This window comes from Aeromonas sp. 602396, assembly GCF_049173735.1.
In the GTDB taxonomy this organism is placed as follows: domain Bacteria; phylum Pseudomonadota; class Gammaproteobacteria; order Enterobacterales; family Aeromonadaceae; genus Aeromonas; species Aeromonas veronii_A.
This window is the reverse complement of record NZ_JAAKSD010000001.1, coordinates 219,719-235,727: the sequence shown is the minus strand read 5'-3', so window position 1 is coordinate 235,727 and position 16,009 is coordinate 219,719. Positions and strand designations below refer to the sequence as shown.

Below are 16,009 nucleotides of genomic sequence, written 5' to 3'. Positions count from 1 at the left end.
GGCCCCTGAGCGGGGCCCTCAGTTATGTCAACAATGGACTTAGACTTGAGGTGAGCGAGTCGCTCGATTAACGCAGGGCTTTCATCTCACCGGCGATGATTTCGGCCAATGGGCCCAGAATCACCTGCAGGTTCTGCTCACCGAGTTTGACCACACCGGCCGCACCCAGGGCTTTCAGCTTGCGCTCATCGACGATGCTGCGGTCTTTCAGAGTCAGACGCAGACGGGTGATGCAGGCATCGATGGAGACCAGGTTCTCTTGACCACCCAGCACTTCCAGGTATTGCTTGGCCAGCTCGGTACGGTTGGTAGATTGAGCGGCAGCCGGAGCAGTCTCTTCATCATCTTCACGACCCGGGGTTTTCAGGTTCAGCTTGGCAATGACTACGCGGAACACGGTGTAGTAGAGGCCGAAGAAGACCAGACCCTGAGGGATCAGCATGTACCAGTTGGTCGCCAGCGGGTTACGGCTGGAGAGCACCATATCCACCAGACCGGCACTGAAACCGAAACCGGCCATCCACTGCATGGAGGCAGCGATGAACACGGAGATACCGGTCAGTACGGCGTGGATGACATACAGTACCGGCGCCACGAACATGAAGGAGAACTCGAGCGGCTCGGTTACACCGGTGAAGAAGGAGGCAAAGGCAGCTGCGATCATGATGGAAGCAACTTTCTCTTTGTTCTCTTTCTTGGCGGAGTGGTAGATGGCCAGAGCGGCACCCGGCAGACCGAACATCATGATGGGGAAGAAGCCAGCCTGGTACATACCGACCACGCCTTTCACCTGATCCAGGCTCTTGCCAGCGGCCAGAGCGGCATCGATGGTAGCCTGACCACCCAGGAAGTTCGGGATGTCGTTGATACCGGCCACGTTGAACCAGAACACGGAGTTCAGGGCGTGGTGCAGACCGATCGGGATCAGCAGACGGTTGAAGAAGGCGTAGATACCGGCACCGGTAGAGCCCAGGCTCACGATGGACTCACCGAAGGAGACCAGACCACCGTAGATTGCCGGCCATACGGCCATCAGGATGAAAGATACGACGATCATCACGACGGAGGTTACGATCGGTACCAGACGACGACCGGAGAAGAAGGAGAGTGCCTTGTGCAGCTCGACGCTGCTGAAGCGGTTGTACAGCTCAGCGGCGATAACACCACACAGGATACCCACGAACTGGTTGCTGATCTTGGCAAACGCGGCAGGAACCTGCTCCACCGGGATGCTCTTGATCTGTGCCACAGCACCCGGGCTCAGCAGGGTGGTAACGACCAGGAAGCCGACCAGACCTGCCAGGGCAGCAGAACCGTCTTTATCCTTGGACATACCGTAGGCGACACCGACTGCGAACAGTACGGACATGTTATCGATAATGGCTGCGCCCGCTTTAATCAGGAAGGCAGCCAGCGCACTGTCACCACCCCAACCATTCGGGTCAATCCAGTAGCCAACCCCCATCAGGATCGCTGCGGCAGGCAATACCGCTACCGGCACCATCAGGGCACGGCCGATCTTTTGCAAATAACCGAGAATGTTCACGGTTCCTCTCCTTAGTTAATGTTTTTCTAGAAATTAAGTGCTTATCACGTTTGACGCATAAGCCATCAAGGCTTGATTGGCAGTCTAGGGCTTTTATTTCGCTGCGCAAATTAATAAACCGATAATCGTGATCGTTATCACCCAAACAAGATAAAGGTGGTGGATAGATGTGGCTTAGTTCGCAATCTTTATTTACGCTATAAAACAACTTGAATCCGTCTTAGCCAATTGCCACCGCCAAACCGGTCGCAACCCGACACAGAGGTATCCCATATGCGCCTGATCCCGTTGAAATCTGCCAGCCAAGTAGGCCTGTGGTCTGCTCGTTACATCGTTGACCGCATCAACGCGTTCAAGCCGACCAGCGATCGCCCTTTCGTACTGGGCCTGCCCACCGGTGGCACCCCGCTCAACACCTACAAGCGCCTGATCGAGTTGCACAAAGCCGGTGAAGTGAGCTTCCAGAACGTGGTCACCTTCAACATGGACGAGTACGTCGGCCTGCCGGAAGATCACCCGGAGAGCTACCACAGCTTCATGCACAACAACTTCTTCAGCCACATCGACATTCGTCCCGAGAACATCAACATCCTCAACGGCAATGCCGAGGATCTGGTGGCCGAGTGCAAGCGCTACGAAGACAAAATCAAGTCCTACGGCAAGATCCACCTGTTCATGGGTGGCGTGGGTAACGACGGCCACATCGCATTCAACGAGCCAGCCTCTTCCCTCTCCTCCCGCACCCGGGTCAAGACCCTGACCGAAGACACCCGTATCGCCAACTCCCGCTTCTTCGGTGGCGACATGGAGCAGGTGCCCAAGCTGGCCCTGACCGTGGGTGTCGGCACCCTGATGGATGCGGAGGAGATCATGATCCTGGTCACCGGTCACGGCAAGGCTCTGGCCCTGCAGGCCGCCGTGGAAGGCAGCGTCAACCACATGTGGACCATCTCCACCCTGCAACTGCATCCGAAGGGAATGATGGTGTGCGACGAGCCCTCCACCATGGAGCTCAAGGTCAAGACCGTTCGCTACTTCCAGCAACTGGAAGCCGCCAACATCGGCCGTCTGTAAGGAGTCGTCATGTACGCATTGACCAACTGCACCCTCTACACCGGCAGCTGCGTGCTGACCGGCTACGGGGTGCTTATCGAGGGCGACAAGATTGTCGCCATCTCTCACCTGGCCGAACTGCCGGCCGGCATCGAACGCATTGATCTCAAGGGTGCCAACCTCTGCGCCGGTTTCATCGACGTCCAGCTCAACGGCTGTGGTGGCGTCATGTTCAACGGCCACATCACCACCCAGACCCTGGCGACCATGCAGGCCGCCAACCTGAAATCCGGTACCACCAGCTTCCTGCCGACCCTGATCACCAGTCCGGATGCGGATATGAAGCAGGCCGTTGCGGTGACCCGTGACTACATGGCGGCACACCCCAACGAGGTGCTGGGCGTCCATCTGGAAGGGCCTTACACCAACCTCAAGCGCAAGGGGATCCACCCTGCCGCGCAAATTCGCCAGCCAGCGGACGAGATGATCGACTTCTTCTGCGCCAACGCGGATGCCATCACCAAAATCACCCTGGCTCCGGAGCGCAACGAGCCGGTCCATATCCGCCGTCTGGTGGACGCGGGCATTCTGGTCTCGGCCGGTCACACTGCCGCCAGTTACGATCAGGCGATGGCCGGGTTCGATAACGGTATTCGCTTTGCGACCCACCTCTACAACGCCATGACCCCGACCCTCAACGGTCGCGAGCCGGGTGTGGTGGGCGCCATCTATGATCGCAAGGATGTCTACGCGGGCATCATCGTCGATGGCCACCATGTGCACTGGGCCAACGTGCGTCTGGCTCACAAGGCGCTGGGGGAGCGACTGGTGCTGGTCACCGATGCCACCGCAGCAGCCGGAGCGCCGGAAGGCTTTGAGAAATTTGATTTTTGTGGCACCACCGTCTTTTTACGCGATGGTCAGTGTGTCGACGAGAATGGTACACTCGGCGGTTCCTCCCTCACCATGATTGAGGGGGTGGAGAATCTGGTCAAGCAGGTCGGATTACCGCTCGATGAAGCACTGAGAATGGCCAGCCTCTACCCCGCTCGCGCCATTGGATGGGACTCACGTCTCGGTAGTATCCAGGTCGGTAAAGTAGCCAACCTCACTGTCTTCGATCAGGACTTCACGGTCCGTGGGACCGTGGTTAACGGACACTACACACAACAGTGACATCATGACTGGCGGACAAATAGCAAACGTAGATCTTATCAAGCAGGTCAACAGTGCAGCCGTGTATCGGCTCATCGACCTGCAAGGCCCCATCTCCCGGGTCAAGATTGCCGAGTTGAGTCAGCTGGCCCCGGCCAGCGTGACCAAAATAACCCGGCAACTGATCGAGCATGGCCTGATCAAGGAGACCTCTCCGCAAGCCTCAACCGGCGGGCGGCGTGCCATCTCCCTGACCACCATCAAACATCGCTTTCAGTTTGTCTCTGCCAAGCTGGGCCGCGGCTACCTGCAACTGAGTCTCTATGACCTCGATGGCAAGGAGCTCGACCAGCACGTCATTCAGGTGACCGAGATCGACCAGCAACCCGTGGTCGACATGCTGCTGCGGGAGATTGGCGCCTTTATCGATGCCAACCGCGAACGCTGTCGCAACCTCATCAGCATCGCGCTGACCATGCCGGGTCTGGTCAACCCGGAATCCGGTATGGTCATCTACACCCCCAAGTACCAGATCCGCAATCTGGGACTGGCGAAGCTGCTTGAGAACCACTTCAACCTCCCCTGCTACGTGGGCAACGACACCCGCTCACTGGCACTGGCCGAACACTTCTTCGGCGAGTCCCGCGACTGCATGGACTCCATTCTGGTGAGTGTTCACCAGGGGACGGGCTCCGGGATCATCACCAAGGGTCAGGTGTTCCTCGGTCAGAACCGCAACGTCGGCGAGATCGGCCATATTCAGGTCGAGCCGCTCGGCAAGCGCTGCCACTGTGGCAACTTCGGCTGCCTCGAGACCATCGCCTCCAACGAAGCGATCATCGACAAGGTGAAGGAGCTTATCAGCCGCGGTCACCAGAGCGCGCTGCAAGAGAAGCACATCACCATTCAGGAGGTGTGCAAGGCGGCGCTGGCGGGGGACGAACTGGCCCGCAGCGTCATCGAGAACGTGGGTGAGCATCTGGGACGGGCGGTGGCCATCACGGTCAACCTGTTCAACCCGCAGAAGGTGCTGATCGCCGGTGAAATCACCGCCGCCGAAGAGATCCTCTTCCCGGCCATCCGTCGCTGCGTCGAGCATCAATCCCTGCCGAGCTTCCACCGTGGCCTGCCCATCGTGAAAGCCCGCTTCCAGAACCAGCCGACCTATGGCGGCTTTGCGCTGGTCAAGCGCGCCCTGCTGGAGGGGGATCTGCTGCAGATCATCATGGAGCAGAAGTAAAACACTGATCTTGCGAGATAACCAAACGGCAGCCAGTGGCTGCCGTTTTCTATTGTGTGCTTGCTGGCGGTTTAGCCCGCCCGGCACGGTTTGAACAGATCCAGAGCCCCGTCGTAAACCTTGGTCTGCACATCCATGATCCCCAGCATGGAGTGGAACAAATTATCGTGGGAGAAACGCTGACTGCTCGCCTCCGCTGCCAGGCAACCCATATCAAGCTGGCGATCGGCCTGTAACTGAGGCGAGAACCAGGTCAGCAGCGGCACCCGGGTCTGATCATCCGGCGCAAACTTGTAGGGCGTGCCGTGCAGATAGAGCCCCATAGCCCCAAGGGATTCACCGTGATCGGAGAGATAGACCAGCCCCACATCGTACTGGCTCTCCAGCGACTTGAGCTTGTCTATCAGCAGTCCCACCACCTTATCGGTGTAGCGGATGGTGTTGTCATAAGTGTTGACCAGCTCTTCGTTGCTGCAGTTTTCAATGTCGCTGCGCGGGCAATCCGGCATAAAGACGCGCTCGCTGGCAGGGTAACGACGGAAATAGGTCGGGCCATGGCTGCCCATCAGGTGAAAGGCCACCAGCTTGTTGCCCTTCATGCCGGCAATCTGCTGATCCAGCCCCTCCAGCAGCACCTCGTCATAGCAGGACTCCCCCTGACAGAGCGCAGGATAGGATTTGGGAAGGATCTCGATGGTCGGCACATTGCGGCACACCCCTTTGCAGCCGCCATCATTCTCTTTCCACAATACCGAGACTCCGGCATGTTGCAGCACATCTAGCAGGCCGTCACGGGAGCTGGCGAGCTGGTCATCGTAACCACGGCGCGTGAGGTTGGAGAACATGCAGGGCACCGAGACCGCAGTGGCCGTACCGCAGGAGCGCACATTCCTGAACGACACCACCCCCTGCTCTTTGGCCGTGAAGCTGTTGGTTGCCTTGCCATACCCGTTAAGGGAGTAGTTCTGGCTGCGCGCCGTCTCCCCCACCACCAGGAACATCAAAGTCGGCTTGCTTCCCCGGGCCACCACCCTGGCATCGGTCCCCAACTGCTGGTAGGGGATCGGCGTGGCAAACAGCACATCCCGCCCATATTTGTAGAGGCCGTGCACATAGTTGGCGGGCACAATCTCTTTGGCCAGCGACTTGTTGTTGCGCCCGACCGAGGCGTAATCCTGATAGTAAAGTGACGCGACGCCCCCGATAAACAGCAGAGAGATAGCCAGTGCACCAGCCCGCAACGCCAACCCCTGATACCAGCGAGCCGGATAGCGGATCCGCAGTGACCAGAGCACCAGAACAGGCAACAGCCCGGTCAGCAGAAACCAGAGCGCAACCGAGCCATTCAAATAGGCCCCCGCCTCACCACTGTTGGTCTCCACTATGTTCTGGATCATGCCTGCATCAAAGATGACGCCGTATTTGAGCATGGCGTAGCTGACGATGGAGCCAGTCAGAATGAGCACGGTAAAAAAGGGCTTGAGCACAAACCGGAACGTGAAGGGAATAAAAACGGCATTGAGCGCCGCGATCAGCACCAGCGGGATCGAGATGGCAAATCCGGCTTTGACATGGGTCAGGGCGCTGAGCACCGTATAGAAATGCAAAAAGACTGGCCAGTTCAGTACCAGGGCGAAAAAGAGCACCAGCAACAGATTGGTCTGCAGTACACCGAGAGTTACACGCATAAACAACTCCTACATACCGGCCTGCAGCGCAGCGGGCCGGCCAAGCCAACAAAAACGACGGGACCAGCGTAGGAAGTAAAACTTAAGCGCGAATTAAGAGGAGAAGCACGGCGCTCGTGCGCCCCATCACAGCACGGGGTGCACTGCGGCCCCGAAATGGATTTTTAGTTGTCTATCCATCGGATTTTGCTAGCTTGTTGAGTAGGCATTCCAGAAATGCAGGTTAACCGATGGCACTGATCCAAGCCTCCATAGAACAGTTGCGGGTAGGCCACTATATCCATCTCCCCACCGGATGGACCAACCACCCGTTTATGTTCAATGCCTTCAAAATCAAAGATCAGCAGCAGCTGGATATCATCCGCCACCTTGATCTGAGCCTGATGATGGTGGATCCGGACAAGAGCGATCTGCCTATCGAGCCACTGTTGCGTGGCGATATCCCCGATGCCGGGCCTGATCTTGATGAACTGGAAGAGCTGATTGCCTCGGGCCCGCCCCCTTTTGACGAAAAAGCCTTTCGCCGCTCCATGCGCGCCGCCGACAAGGCCTTTGGCCAGTCCATGAGCGAGCTGCGCGATGCGCTCGGGGCACTCAACCTCAAACCGGATGAAGGGCTGGCCAACACCGCCCAGATCGTCCGCAATGCCGCCTTCACCCTTAGTCAGCACGAGGGCCCCCTCGGGCTCCACCTGATCCGTAGTCCCCACACCGATGTCCTGCTGCAGCACAGTCTCAACGTGGCTTTCATTGCCATGCTGATGGCCCGCGAATTGGGGATGAATCCCATCGAGCTGGAAGAGACCGGCCTTGCGGGACTTATCCACGACATAGGTGAACTGAAAATTCCCAGCCAGATCACCCAAAAGCGTGGTGAGCTAAACAAGGCCGAGCAGAACTTCCTCAAGATGCATCCCCAGTACGGATTTGACATGCTGAACCAACTCAATGCCTTTGAGCCCAAAATTCGTCAGGTAGCCCATCTGCACCACGAACGGCTCGACGGCAGCGGTTATCCGCTGGGGATCAAGGGGGGGGAGATCCCGCCGCTGGCGCGGCTGATCGGACTGGTCGACTTCTACGACGAGCTGCTTCATCCCCGCAACAGTGGCACGCCGGCGGCACCGAGTCAGGCCATCAGCCAGCTCTACAAGTTATCCCAGAAGAAGTTCGACCAGAATCTGGTCAAGTTGCTGGTCAAGGTGCTGGGGGTCTACCCACCGGGCTCCCTGGTGAAACTCTCCGACGAGAGCATTGCGCTGGTACTCTCTACCGAACCCACCATGCCCCTCAAGCCGAAGATCCTGCCCTATATCAAGGCCCAGCGGCCGGAAGCGGTCGCCATGATCGATCTGCGGGAAGATGAACGCACCATCAGTGCCTTTATCAAACAGGAGGAGCTGGATGAGGGACAGCGGCAGTTCTTCAATCTGACCCGCCGCTTCTGTTACTACTTTGCATTCTGAGTTATCCCCAGAAGCTGGGGATAACTCATTGGACAAACCGGAATAATTGCTCAAACCCCCATCAGAAGGTTGCCAACTGACCATGTATAAAAAACGCCCAGCCAAGGGGCCGGGCGGAGCATGCCACCTCCGTGTGGCGTATCCGGCGGATACATTCATGCTCCATTCATCAATAGCAATCCATCACCTCTTACACAAATATCAATTTAACATGCTGATTTAATGTAGTTTTATCCAGTTTTTCTGGCAAACTGACGGCCCGTTGCGCCCAGTTGGGCCAACAGAACAAGATCCTGATCACACTTATTCACGGGCTGGTTGTTTTTTAGGCTGGCTGATGAGGCGCGTTTTTTATGCAGTTGGTTCTCTCTTTGTTACAGCAGATGAGCGTCAGCCTGGTGATCGCCTATCTCTTCTCGAAAAGCCCGCTGCTTCGCCCGCTTGCCAACTATTCAGTGAGGCTTCCTCACAAGATACTGATATACATGATATTTTCATGTTTTTGCATCCTCGGAACCTATGTAGGCCTCGATATCGACGATGCCATCGCCAACACCCGGGCGGTCGGCGCCGTCTTGGGGGGATTATTGGGGGGGCCGCTGGTGGGCTTTCTGGTGGGGCTGACCGGTGGTCTGCACCGCTATACGCTGGGGGGATTTACCGATCTCGCCTGCGCTATCTCCACCACCTGCGAGGGGTTGCTTGGGGGCATAGTGCACTGGCGACTGATGCGCTCGGGGCGAACGGATGCCCTGTTTGAACCGCGTATCGCCTTCTTTACCACCCTCTACGCCGAGATCATGCAGATGGTCATCATCCTGCTGGTGGCGACCCCGTTCGACAAATCCCTGCTGCTGGTGCGCACCATCGCCACCCCGATGATTCTCGCCAACTCCTGCGGCGCGGCGCTCTTTATCAGCATGATCCGCGACCAGCAGCGGATGTATGAGAAGTTCTCCCGGGTCTTCTCCGCCAAGGCGCTCAATATCGCCAACCGTACAGTGGGTATCATGAGTCAGGGCTTTACCCCACAGGCGAGCAACAAGATTGCCCGCATCATTCAGGAGGAGACCGGCGTTGGGGCGGTCGCCATCACGGACACCGAGCAGATCCTCGCCTTTATCGGCACCGGCGAAGATCACCATCTGCCGGGCACCCCCATCGCGTCAGCCATCACCATGCAGGCCATCGCCCAGAACAAGGTGCTGTTTGCCGATGGCAACAGCCAGCCCTATCGCTGCAGCCTCTCCTCCGCATGCCAGCTGGGCTCGGTGCTGGTGATCCCGCTGCAGGGGGACAAGGGGGTGATCGGCACCATCAAGCTCTACGAGCCGAAGAAGCGGCTGTTTCTCAAGATCAACCACACCCTGGGGGAAGGGATTGCCAACCTGCTGTCACAGCAGTTGCTGGCCGGTCGGCTGGAGCAGCATCAGCGGCTGCTGGTGCAGTCCGAACTCAAGCTGATCCAGGCCCAGATCAACCCCCACTTTCTGTTCAACACCCTCAACACCATCAGTGCCATCACCCGGCGCGATCCGGACAAGGCGCGGGATCTGCTGCTGCATCTTTCGCTGTTCTTTCGCAAGAACCTCAAACGCCAGAGCGGCCTTGCGACTCTGCAGGAGGAGCAGGAGCACTGCCAATCCTATCTGGAGATCGAGCTGGCCCGTTTTGGCGATCGGCTGACGGTGATAAACGAGATCCCGCCCCATCTGGCCACACTGCGACTGCCCAGCTTCACCCTGCAACCGTTGATCGAGAATGCCATCAAGCACGGCATCTCGACTCTGCTGGAGCAGGGGCGCATTCGCCTCTGGACCGATGAGCATCCCACCAGCGTCACCATCCATGTGGAAGATAATGCAGGCACCTGGCAAGCACATCCCGCTGGCGACGGTCTGGGCATGACCATCGTAGACCGGCGACTGAAAAGCGCCTTTGGCGAGCGCTATGGCGTGACTATTGCGTGCGAGCCGGAACAGTGGACCCGGGTGTCGTTCACCATCCCCAAGGAGCAACCATGATCCGCACTCTGATAGTCGATGACGAACACTACGCCCGCGAAGAGCTGAGGCAGCAGCTGGCCTGCGATCCTGCCATCGAGATCGTGGGGGAAGCGGCCAACGCCATCGAGGCGCTGCCGCTTATTCAGCGCCTCAAGCCTGATGTGGTGTTCCTCGATATCCAGATGCCCAAGCTGAGCGGCATGGAGCTGGTCGCCATGCTCGACCCCCTGCCCCGCATCGTCTTTGTCACCGCCTTTGACGAATATGCCATTCAGGCCTTTGAAGAGAACGCCTTCGACTACCTGCTCAAGCCGGTGGAGCCCGCCCGGCTCGCCAAGACCCTCGCTCGCCTCAAGCAGGATATCTCCCCGCAGCCCATCGAGCGGCTGGCCCCGACTATCGAACATATTCCGGGCTATCTGCACAATCGGGTCAGGCTGCTGCCCATCGCGCAGGTGGAGTATGCCTTCTCCGATCTGGGCGGGGTCCATGTGGCCTGTCAGGGCGAGCTGTTCCACACCCAGCTCACCCTCAAATCGCTGGAAGAAAAGAGCCCGCTGCTGCGCTGCCACCGCCAGTATCTGGTCTCCCCCAACGCCATCTTCGAGATCCAGCTGCTGGATAACCAGCTGGCAGAGATTGTCACCCCGAGCGGCGCCCGAGTGCCGGTCAGTCGTCGCTATCTCAAGGAGCTCAAAGATCAGCTGGGGCTGGACTGAGCCGCGGAGTGTGCGCCTGATCACAGCCGCCGACCGCTCGGCGCGCCAAAGCGCCGCTCGGGGAGTTTCACCTGCCAGACAGGCGCAACCGTTTTAGACTCGCTCTGCACACTAAAAAAAACAATGCAGGAGCGTAGCAATGATCTGGTTCTTCCTCTGTGTCGGCTTACTTGTGGCCGGCTACTTCATATACGGCAAATTCATCGAACGGATATTCAGCCCGAAACCCGAGCTGAAAACCCCCGCCATCACCATGGCTGACGGGGTGGACTATGTCCCGATGTCGGACAAGAAAGTCTATCTGGTTCAACTGCTCAACATCGCAGGCGTCGGCCCCATCTTCGGCCCCATCCTGGGTGCCCTCTACGGCCCGGTCGCCATGCTCTGGATCGTCTTTGGCTGCATCTTCGCCGGTGCGGTACATGACTACTTCTCCGGCATGCTGTCGGTGCGCGCCAAGGGTGCCTCGGTGCCAACCGTGGTCGGTGAGCATCTGGGCACCGCCGCCAAGCACTTCATGAACCTGTTTGCCGTGGTGCTGCTGATGCTGGTGGGCGTGGTATTCGTGCTGAGCCCGGCAGGGCTGCTCGCCAACCTCACCTCCACCGATCTGGTCTACTGGATTGTGGCAATCTTTGCCTACTACATCCTCGCGACCATAGTCCCCATCGACAAGATCATCGGCCGCTTCTACCCCATCTTCGGCGCCCTGCTGGTCTTCATGTCGGTCGGCCTCATCGTTGGCCTGATCGCCTCCGGCAAAGGCTTCTACAACACCGGGATGGACTTCTCCAACCTGCACCCGACCGAACTGCCGCTCTGGCCGCTGCTGTTCATCACCATCGCCTGTGGCGCGGTATCAGGCTTCCACGCCACCCAGTCACCGCTGATGGCGCGCTGCATGCAGAACGAAAAATCCGGCCGCTTCATCTTCTACGGCGCAATGATCGGTGAAGGGATCATCGCCCTTATCTGGTGCACCCTGGGTCTCTCCTTCTACGACAGCACCGAAGCACTCAACGCTACTATGGCCAACGGCGGCCCGGCAGCCGTGGTACACGAAGTCTCCACCAGCCTGCTCGGCACAGTCGGCGGCATTCTGGCCATCCTCGGCGTGGTGATCCTGCCCATCACCTCTGGTGACACCGCGTTTCGCAGTGCTCGCCTGATCGTGGCGGACTTCCTGAAGATGACCCAGAAGCCGCTGGCCAAGCGTCTGCTGATCGCCATCCCCATGTTTATCCTTGGCTTCATCATCTCCAAGGCTGAATTCGGGGTGATCTGGCGCTACTTCGGCTGGGCCAACCAGACCACCGCCGTCATCATGCTGTGGGCTGCGGCTGCCTACCTCATCAAAGAGGGCAAGCTGCACTGGATCTGCACCATTCCCGCCATGTTCATGACTGCTGTAGTGATCACCTATCTGGCCAACGCCCCCATCGGGTTCGGGCTGGAGATGGGGACCTCCACCATCATCGGCCTGACTGCAACGGCGGCCATTACCGTGGCCTTCCTGATGAAGTTCCGCCAGCCGCTGGTCAGCAGTACCAGCGAAGGGTAAAAACAGCAAAAAATGCAGCGAAAGCAGCACAAAAAAGGCGCCTGATGGCGCCTTTTTTAATGACAAAAAGACTAATAATGCAACTGTTGAACGGCTTCAGCTTCAATACAGCGAATAGCTTTAAGATTCCGGGCAAACTGACGATAAATGTGTGATTCTTAATTGCTTTAGTGCTTGTTGGAACCAATGATTAAGCTGTGCGTCATGCCAGTGGAGGTTATAAATGGCCCTTGATTATTTTGCCCTTGGTCTGCTCGTCTTTGTCGGGCTGGTCATTTTTTATGGAGTCATCGTTATCCACGATATTCCTTACGAAATCGCCAAACATCGGAATCACCCTCATCAGGATGCCATTCACGTGGCAGGTTGGGTCAGCCTGTTTACCCTGCATGTGCTGTGGCCCTTCCTCTGGATCTGGGCAACCATCTATCGCCCCGATCGCGGCTGGGGCTTTAGCCAGCGGTTGCAAAAAGATGAAGAGGAGCTGGCGGCCCTCAAGCAGGAGTTGGCGGATCTGAAGAGCCGTATCAACACTATCGAACAGAGTGAGCAACAGGGATAAACCATGGACCTGCTACTGATCCTGACCTACACGGCGCTGTGTGTCGCCATATTCAAAATCTTCCGCATCCCGCTCAACAAGTGGACCGTCCCCACCGCAGCTCTGGGTGGCGTGCTGCTCATCGGCACCCTGATCATGCTGATGAACTACAACCACCCCTACTCCGAGATGGCGCGCAACTACTACGTCTCCACCCCCATAGTGCCGCTGGTCAAGGGCCGGGTGGTTGAGGTGCCGGTACAGGCCAACCAGCCGGTGAAAAAAGGGGATGTGCTGTTTCGCATCGATGACGAGCCGTTCCGCCTGAAAGTGGAGAGCCTCACCGCACGGGTCGAATCCAACCGCGAACACCTCAAGTCCATCGAGGCGAGACTGCGCTCCGCCAGGCTGGATCGGGATCGCGCCAGCGACCTGATGCGCCGTGGCGTGGGCAAGCAGCGCGACCTCGACGTCACCCAGGCCAACGTGGACGACATCGTGGCCCAGATTGACCAGCAGAAAGCCACCCTGAACGATCTGCAGGCCCAGCTGATGGAAGCCAAGTACCAGCAGTCACAAACCGTGGTCTATGCCCCGAGCGATGGTCATGTGGTGCAATTGGCCCTACGCCCCGGCATGATCGCCACCCCCTTCATGTATCGTCCGGTGATGACCTTCATCCACAAGGATGACACTGCCTACGTCGGCTGGTTCTGGCAGAACAGCATGCAGAGACTGGCGGTGGGCGATGAGGCCGAAGTGGTGATCGATGGCGTACCCGGCAAGATCTTCAAAGGCAAGGTGACAGCCGTGGTTCCGGCCATTGCCGCCGGTAACGTGCAGGCCAACGCCGGTCTGCTGGATCAAACCACTGCGGTGCGCCCGGGTCGTCTGCCGGTGGTTATCTCCATCACCGACCCCGAGTGGGCCAAGTATCAGGTAATTGCAGGCTCCAGCGGGCAGGCTGCCATCTATACCCACTACTTCCACCATGTATCTGTGATGCGCAAAGTGCTGCTGCGCATGGCAAGCTGGATGAACTACATCTTCCCGTTCCATTGATCAGCACCCAAGCACCCTGCGGGCCGGCATCATGCCGGCCCGCTGTTTTTGTGACGGCAAGCACCCTATAATGGCGCCATCTTGCACCACCCCACATCGACATACCCAAGCCTGCATGTTCGTTCTCAGACCCTATCAGACCGACGCCGTCAACGCCGTGATCAGCCACTTTCGCAAACACCCGGATCCCGCCGTAGTGGTGCTGCCCACCGGGGCCGGCAAGAGTCTGGTGATCGCCGAGCTGGCCCGCAAGGCACGCGGTCGGGTGCTGGTGCTGGCCCACGTCAAGGAGCTGGTGGAGCAGAACCACGCTAAATACGAGGCGTGGGGGCTCAAGGCCGATATTTTCGCTGCCGGCCTGGATCGCAAGGAGGCGAGCGCCCAGGTGGTGTTCGGCTCGGTGCAGTCGGTCGCCCGCAATCTGGCGGCCTTCGACGGGGCGTTTTCACTGCTGATCATCGATGAGTGCCATCGGGTCTCGCTCGATGACGACAGCCAGTACCATCAGGTGTTAGGCCACCTCAAGGCCGCCAATCCCGCCCTCAAGACCCTCGGCCTCACCGCCACCCCCTATCGGCTCGGGCTGGGCTGGATCTACCGGCGCCACTACCACGGCATGGTCAAGAGCCACGGCGAGCGGCTGTTTGGCGACTGCGTGTTCGAGCTGCCCTTGCGTTTTATGGTGAAAAACGGCTACCTCACTCCGCCGCGCATGGTGGATGCCCCCATAGTCCACTACGACTTCAGCAAGCTGGTGGCGAGGGAGAACGGCCTCTTCAGCGAGGCGGATCTCAACGGCGAGCTCAAGCGCCAGCAGCGGGTTACCCCCCATATCCTGAGCCAGGTGCTGGAGTATGCCGCCGACCGGCAGGGGGTGATGATCTTCGCCGCCACCGTCGAACACGCCCGTGAAATTCACGGCCTGCTTGGCGCCCGAGGCCAGCAGGCAGCCCTTATCACCGGCGAAACGCCGGGGCCGGAGCGCGATGCCCTCATCAGCGCCTTCAAGGCGCGGGAGCTCAAGTTTCTGGTCAACGTGGCGGTGCTCACCACCGGCTTCGATGCCCCCCATGTCGATCTTATCGTAATGCTCAGGCCCACCGAGTCGGTCTCCCTCTATCAGCAGATTGTGGGGCGGGGCCTGCGTCTCTCGCCGGGCAAGAGCGATTGTCTAGTACTCGACTATGCGGGCAACAACTTCAACCTGTTCGCCCCCGAAGTGGGGGAGCCTCGCCCCCACGCCGGTACCGAGCCGGTACAGGTGCCCTGCCCCGCCTGCGGTTTTGCCAACACCTTCTGGGGCAAGACCGACGAGGATGGCAAGGTGATCGAGCACTACGGCCGCCGCTGTCAGGGGCTGTTTGAAGATGATGAGGGCAACCGCGAAGAGTGTGACTACCGCTTTCGCGCCAAGATCTGCCCCGGCTGCGGTGCGGAGAACGACATCGCCGCCCGCCGCTGCCAGAGCTGCGTTCAACTACTGGTGGACCCTGACGACAAGCTCAAAGAGGCGCTCAATCTCAAGGATTGCATGGTGATCCGCTGCGCGGGGCTAACCCTCACAGCCGGGCGCGGCAAACAGGGGGAGCGGCTGGAGGTGACCTACCACGATGAGGATGGATTGACCCTCAGTGAATACTTCGGATTTCACTCCCCGGGCGCACGGCGCTTGTTTCAACAGCACTTTGTGCGTCATCATTGGCCCGCACCGGGGCTGGAGCCCGAATTTGCCACCTTGGCGAGCGTGCTGGCCGCGCAAAGCCAGTTCCGTCATCCGGATTTTGTCATCGCCCGCAAATCGGGTCGCTTCTGGCAGATAAAAGAGAAAATTTTTGATTATGAGGGTCGCTATCGTACCGCCAACTCGATGGCATGATGGCGACCAGCATATATGGCATGAATTGCATTACCCCCGTCGATCCCGCATCGGCTGGTTGAATTATCAGGGTCGGCACCACTGCCGGGCCCTTCA

At 58.7% G+C, this 16,009-nt stretch carries 12 protein-coding genes; 10 read left to right on the top strand and 2 right to left on the bottom strand.

The features are described from left to right. Positions 1–67: 67 nt before the first annotated feature. Complete coding sequence (nagE, locus tag G5229_RS01035) at positions 68–1,546, bottom strand: N-acetylglucosamine-specific PTS transporter subunit IIBC (RefSeq protein WP_076492426.1); 1,479 nt, start codon at positions 1,544–1,546, stop codon at positions 68–70. Between the two features lie 273 nt (positions 1,547–1,819). Here nagE and nagB point away from each other — a divergent pair, with 273 nt between their 5' ends. Genes nagB through nagC form a run of 3 tightly spaced genes read left to right on the top strand, consistent with a single transcriptional unit; the run spans position 1,820 to position 4,994 of the window. Continuing rightward, positions 1,820–2,620 carry a glucosamine-6-phosphate deaminase gene (gene nagB / locus G5229_RS01030; RefSeq protein ID WP_005334308.1) on the top strand — a complete coding sequence of 267 codons (801 nt, stop codon included), beginning with the start codon at positions 1,820–1,822 and terminating at the stop codon, positions 2,618–2,620. 9 nt (positions 2,621–2,629) lie between these two features. Next, positions 2,630–3,775 carry an N-acetylglucosamine-6-phosphate deacetylase gene (nagA, locus tag G5229_RS01025; RefSeq protein ID WP_421208094.1) on the top strand — a complete coding sequence of 382 codons (1,146 nt, stop codon included), beginning with the start codon at positions 2,630–2,632 and terminating at the stop codon, positions 3,773–3,775. Positions 3,776–3,779: 4 nt separating this feature from the next. Further along, positions 3,780–4,994: a DNA-binding transcriptional regulator NagC gene (gene nagC / locus G5229_RS01020; protein WP_005334312.1), complete on the top strand. Its 1,215-nt coding sequence runs from the start codon at positions 3,780–3,782 to the stop codon at positions 4,992–4,994. Between the two features lie 71 nt (positions 4,995–5,065). Here nagC and G5229_RS01015 read toward each other — a convergent pair whose 3' ends face one another. Beyond that, a complete protein-coding gene (locus G5229_RS01015) occupies positions 5,066–6,682 on the bottom strand; it encodes a phosphoethanolamine transferase (RefSeq protein ID WP_421208093.1) in 1,617 nt (538 codons plus the stop codon). A 230-nt stretch (positions 6,683–6,912) separates the two neighbouring features. On the opposite strand from G5229_RS01015, the gene G5229_RS01010 reads away from it, so the two are divergent. The 7 genes from G5229_RS01010 to G5229_RS00980 all read left to right on the top strand — a co-directional run bounded on the left by G5229_RS01010 (position 6,913) and on the right by G5229_RS00980 (position 15,913). After that, positions 6,913–8,148 (top strand): HD-GYP domain-containing protein, encoded by a 1,236-nt coding sequence (locus G5229_RS01010; RefSeq protein WP_421208092.1) that lies wholly within the window; start codon positions 6,913–6,915, stop codon positions 8,146–8,148. A gap of 353 nt (positions 8,149–8,501) precedes the next feature. After that, complete coding sequence (locus tag G5229_RS01005) at positions 8,502–10,172, top strand: LytS/YhcK type 5TM receptor domain-containing protein (RefSeq protein ID WP_421208091.1); 1,671 nt, start codon at positions 8,502–8,504, stop codon at positions 10,170–10,172. Next, on the top strand, positions 10,169–10,873 hold the full coding sequence (gene btsR / locus G5229_RS01000; protein ID WP_216979111.1) for a two-component system response regulator BtsR: 705 nt from the start codon (positions 10,169–10,171) through the stop codon (positions 10,871–10,873). The genes G5229_RS01005 and btsR overlap by 4 nt, the downstream gene beginning before the upstream one ends. A gap of 139 nt (positions 10,874–11,012) precedes the next feature. Then, positions 11,013–12,434: a carbon starvation protein A gene (locus G5229_RS00995; protein ID WP_005350521.1), complete on the top strand. Its 1,422-nt coding sequence runs from the start codon at positions 11,013–11,015 to the stop codon at positions 12,432–12,434. Positions 12,435–12,657: 223 nt separating this feature from the next. Next, positions 12,658–12,996 (top strand): DUF3302 domain-containing protein, encoded by a 339-nt coding sequence (locus G5229_RS00990; RefSeq protein WP_005337862.1) that lies wholly within the window; start codon positions 12,658–12,660, stop codon positions 12,994–12,996. 3 nt (positions 12,997–12,999) lie between these two features. Further along, a complete protein-coding gene (locus tag G5229_RS00985) occupies positions 13,000–14,037 on the top strand; it encodes an HlyD family secretion protein (RefSeq protein ID WP_075115488.1) in 1,038 nt (345 codons plus the stop codon). Between the two features lie 115 nt (positions 14,038–14,152). Continuing rightward, positions 14,153–15,913: a DEAD/DEAH box helicase gene (locus G5229_RS00980; RefSeq protein ID WP_421208090.1), complete on the top strand. Its 1,761-nt coding sequence runs from the start codon at positions 14,153–14,155 to the stop codon at positions 15,911–15,913. Positions 15,914–16,009 lie beyond the last annotated feature (96 nt).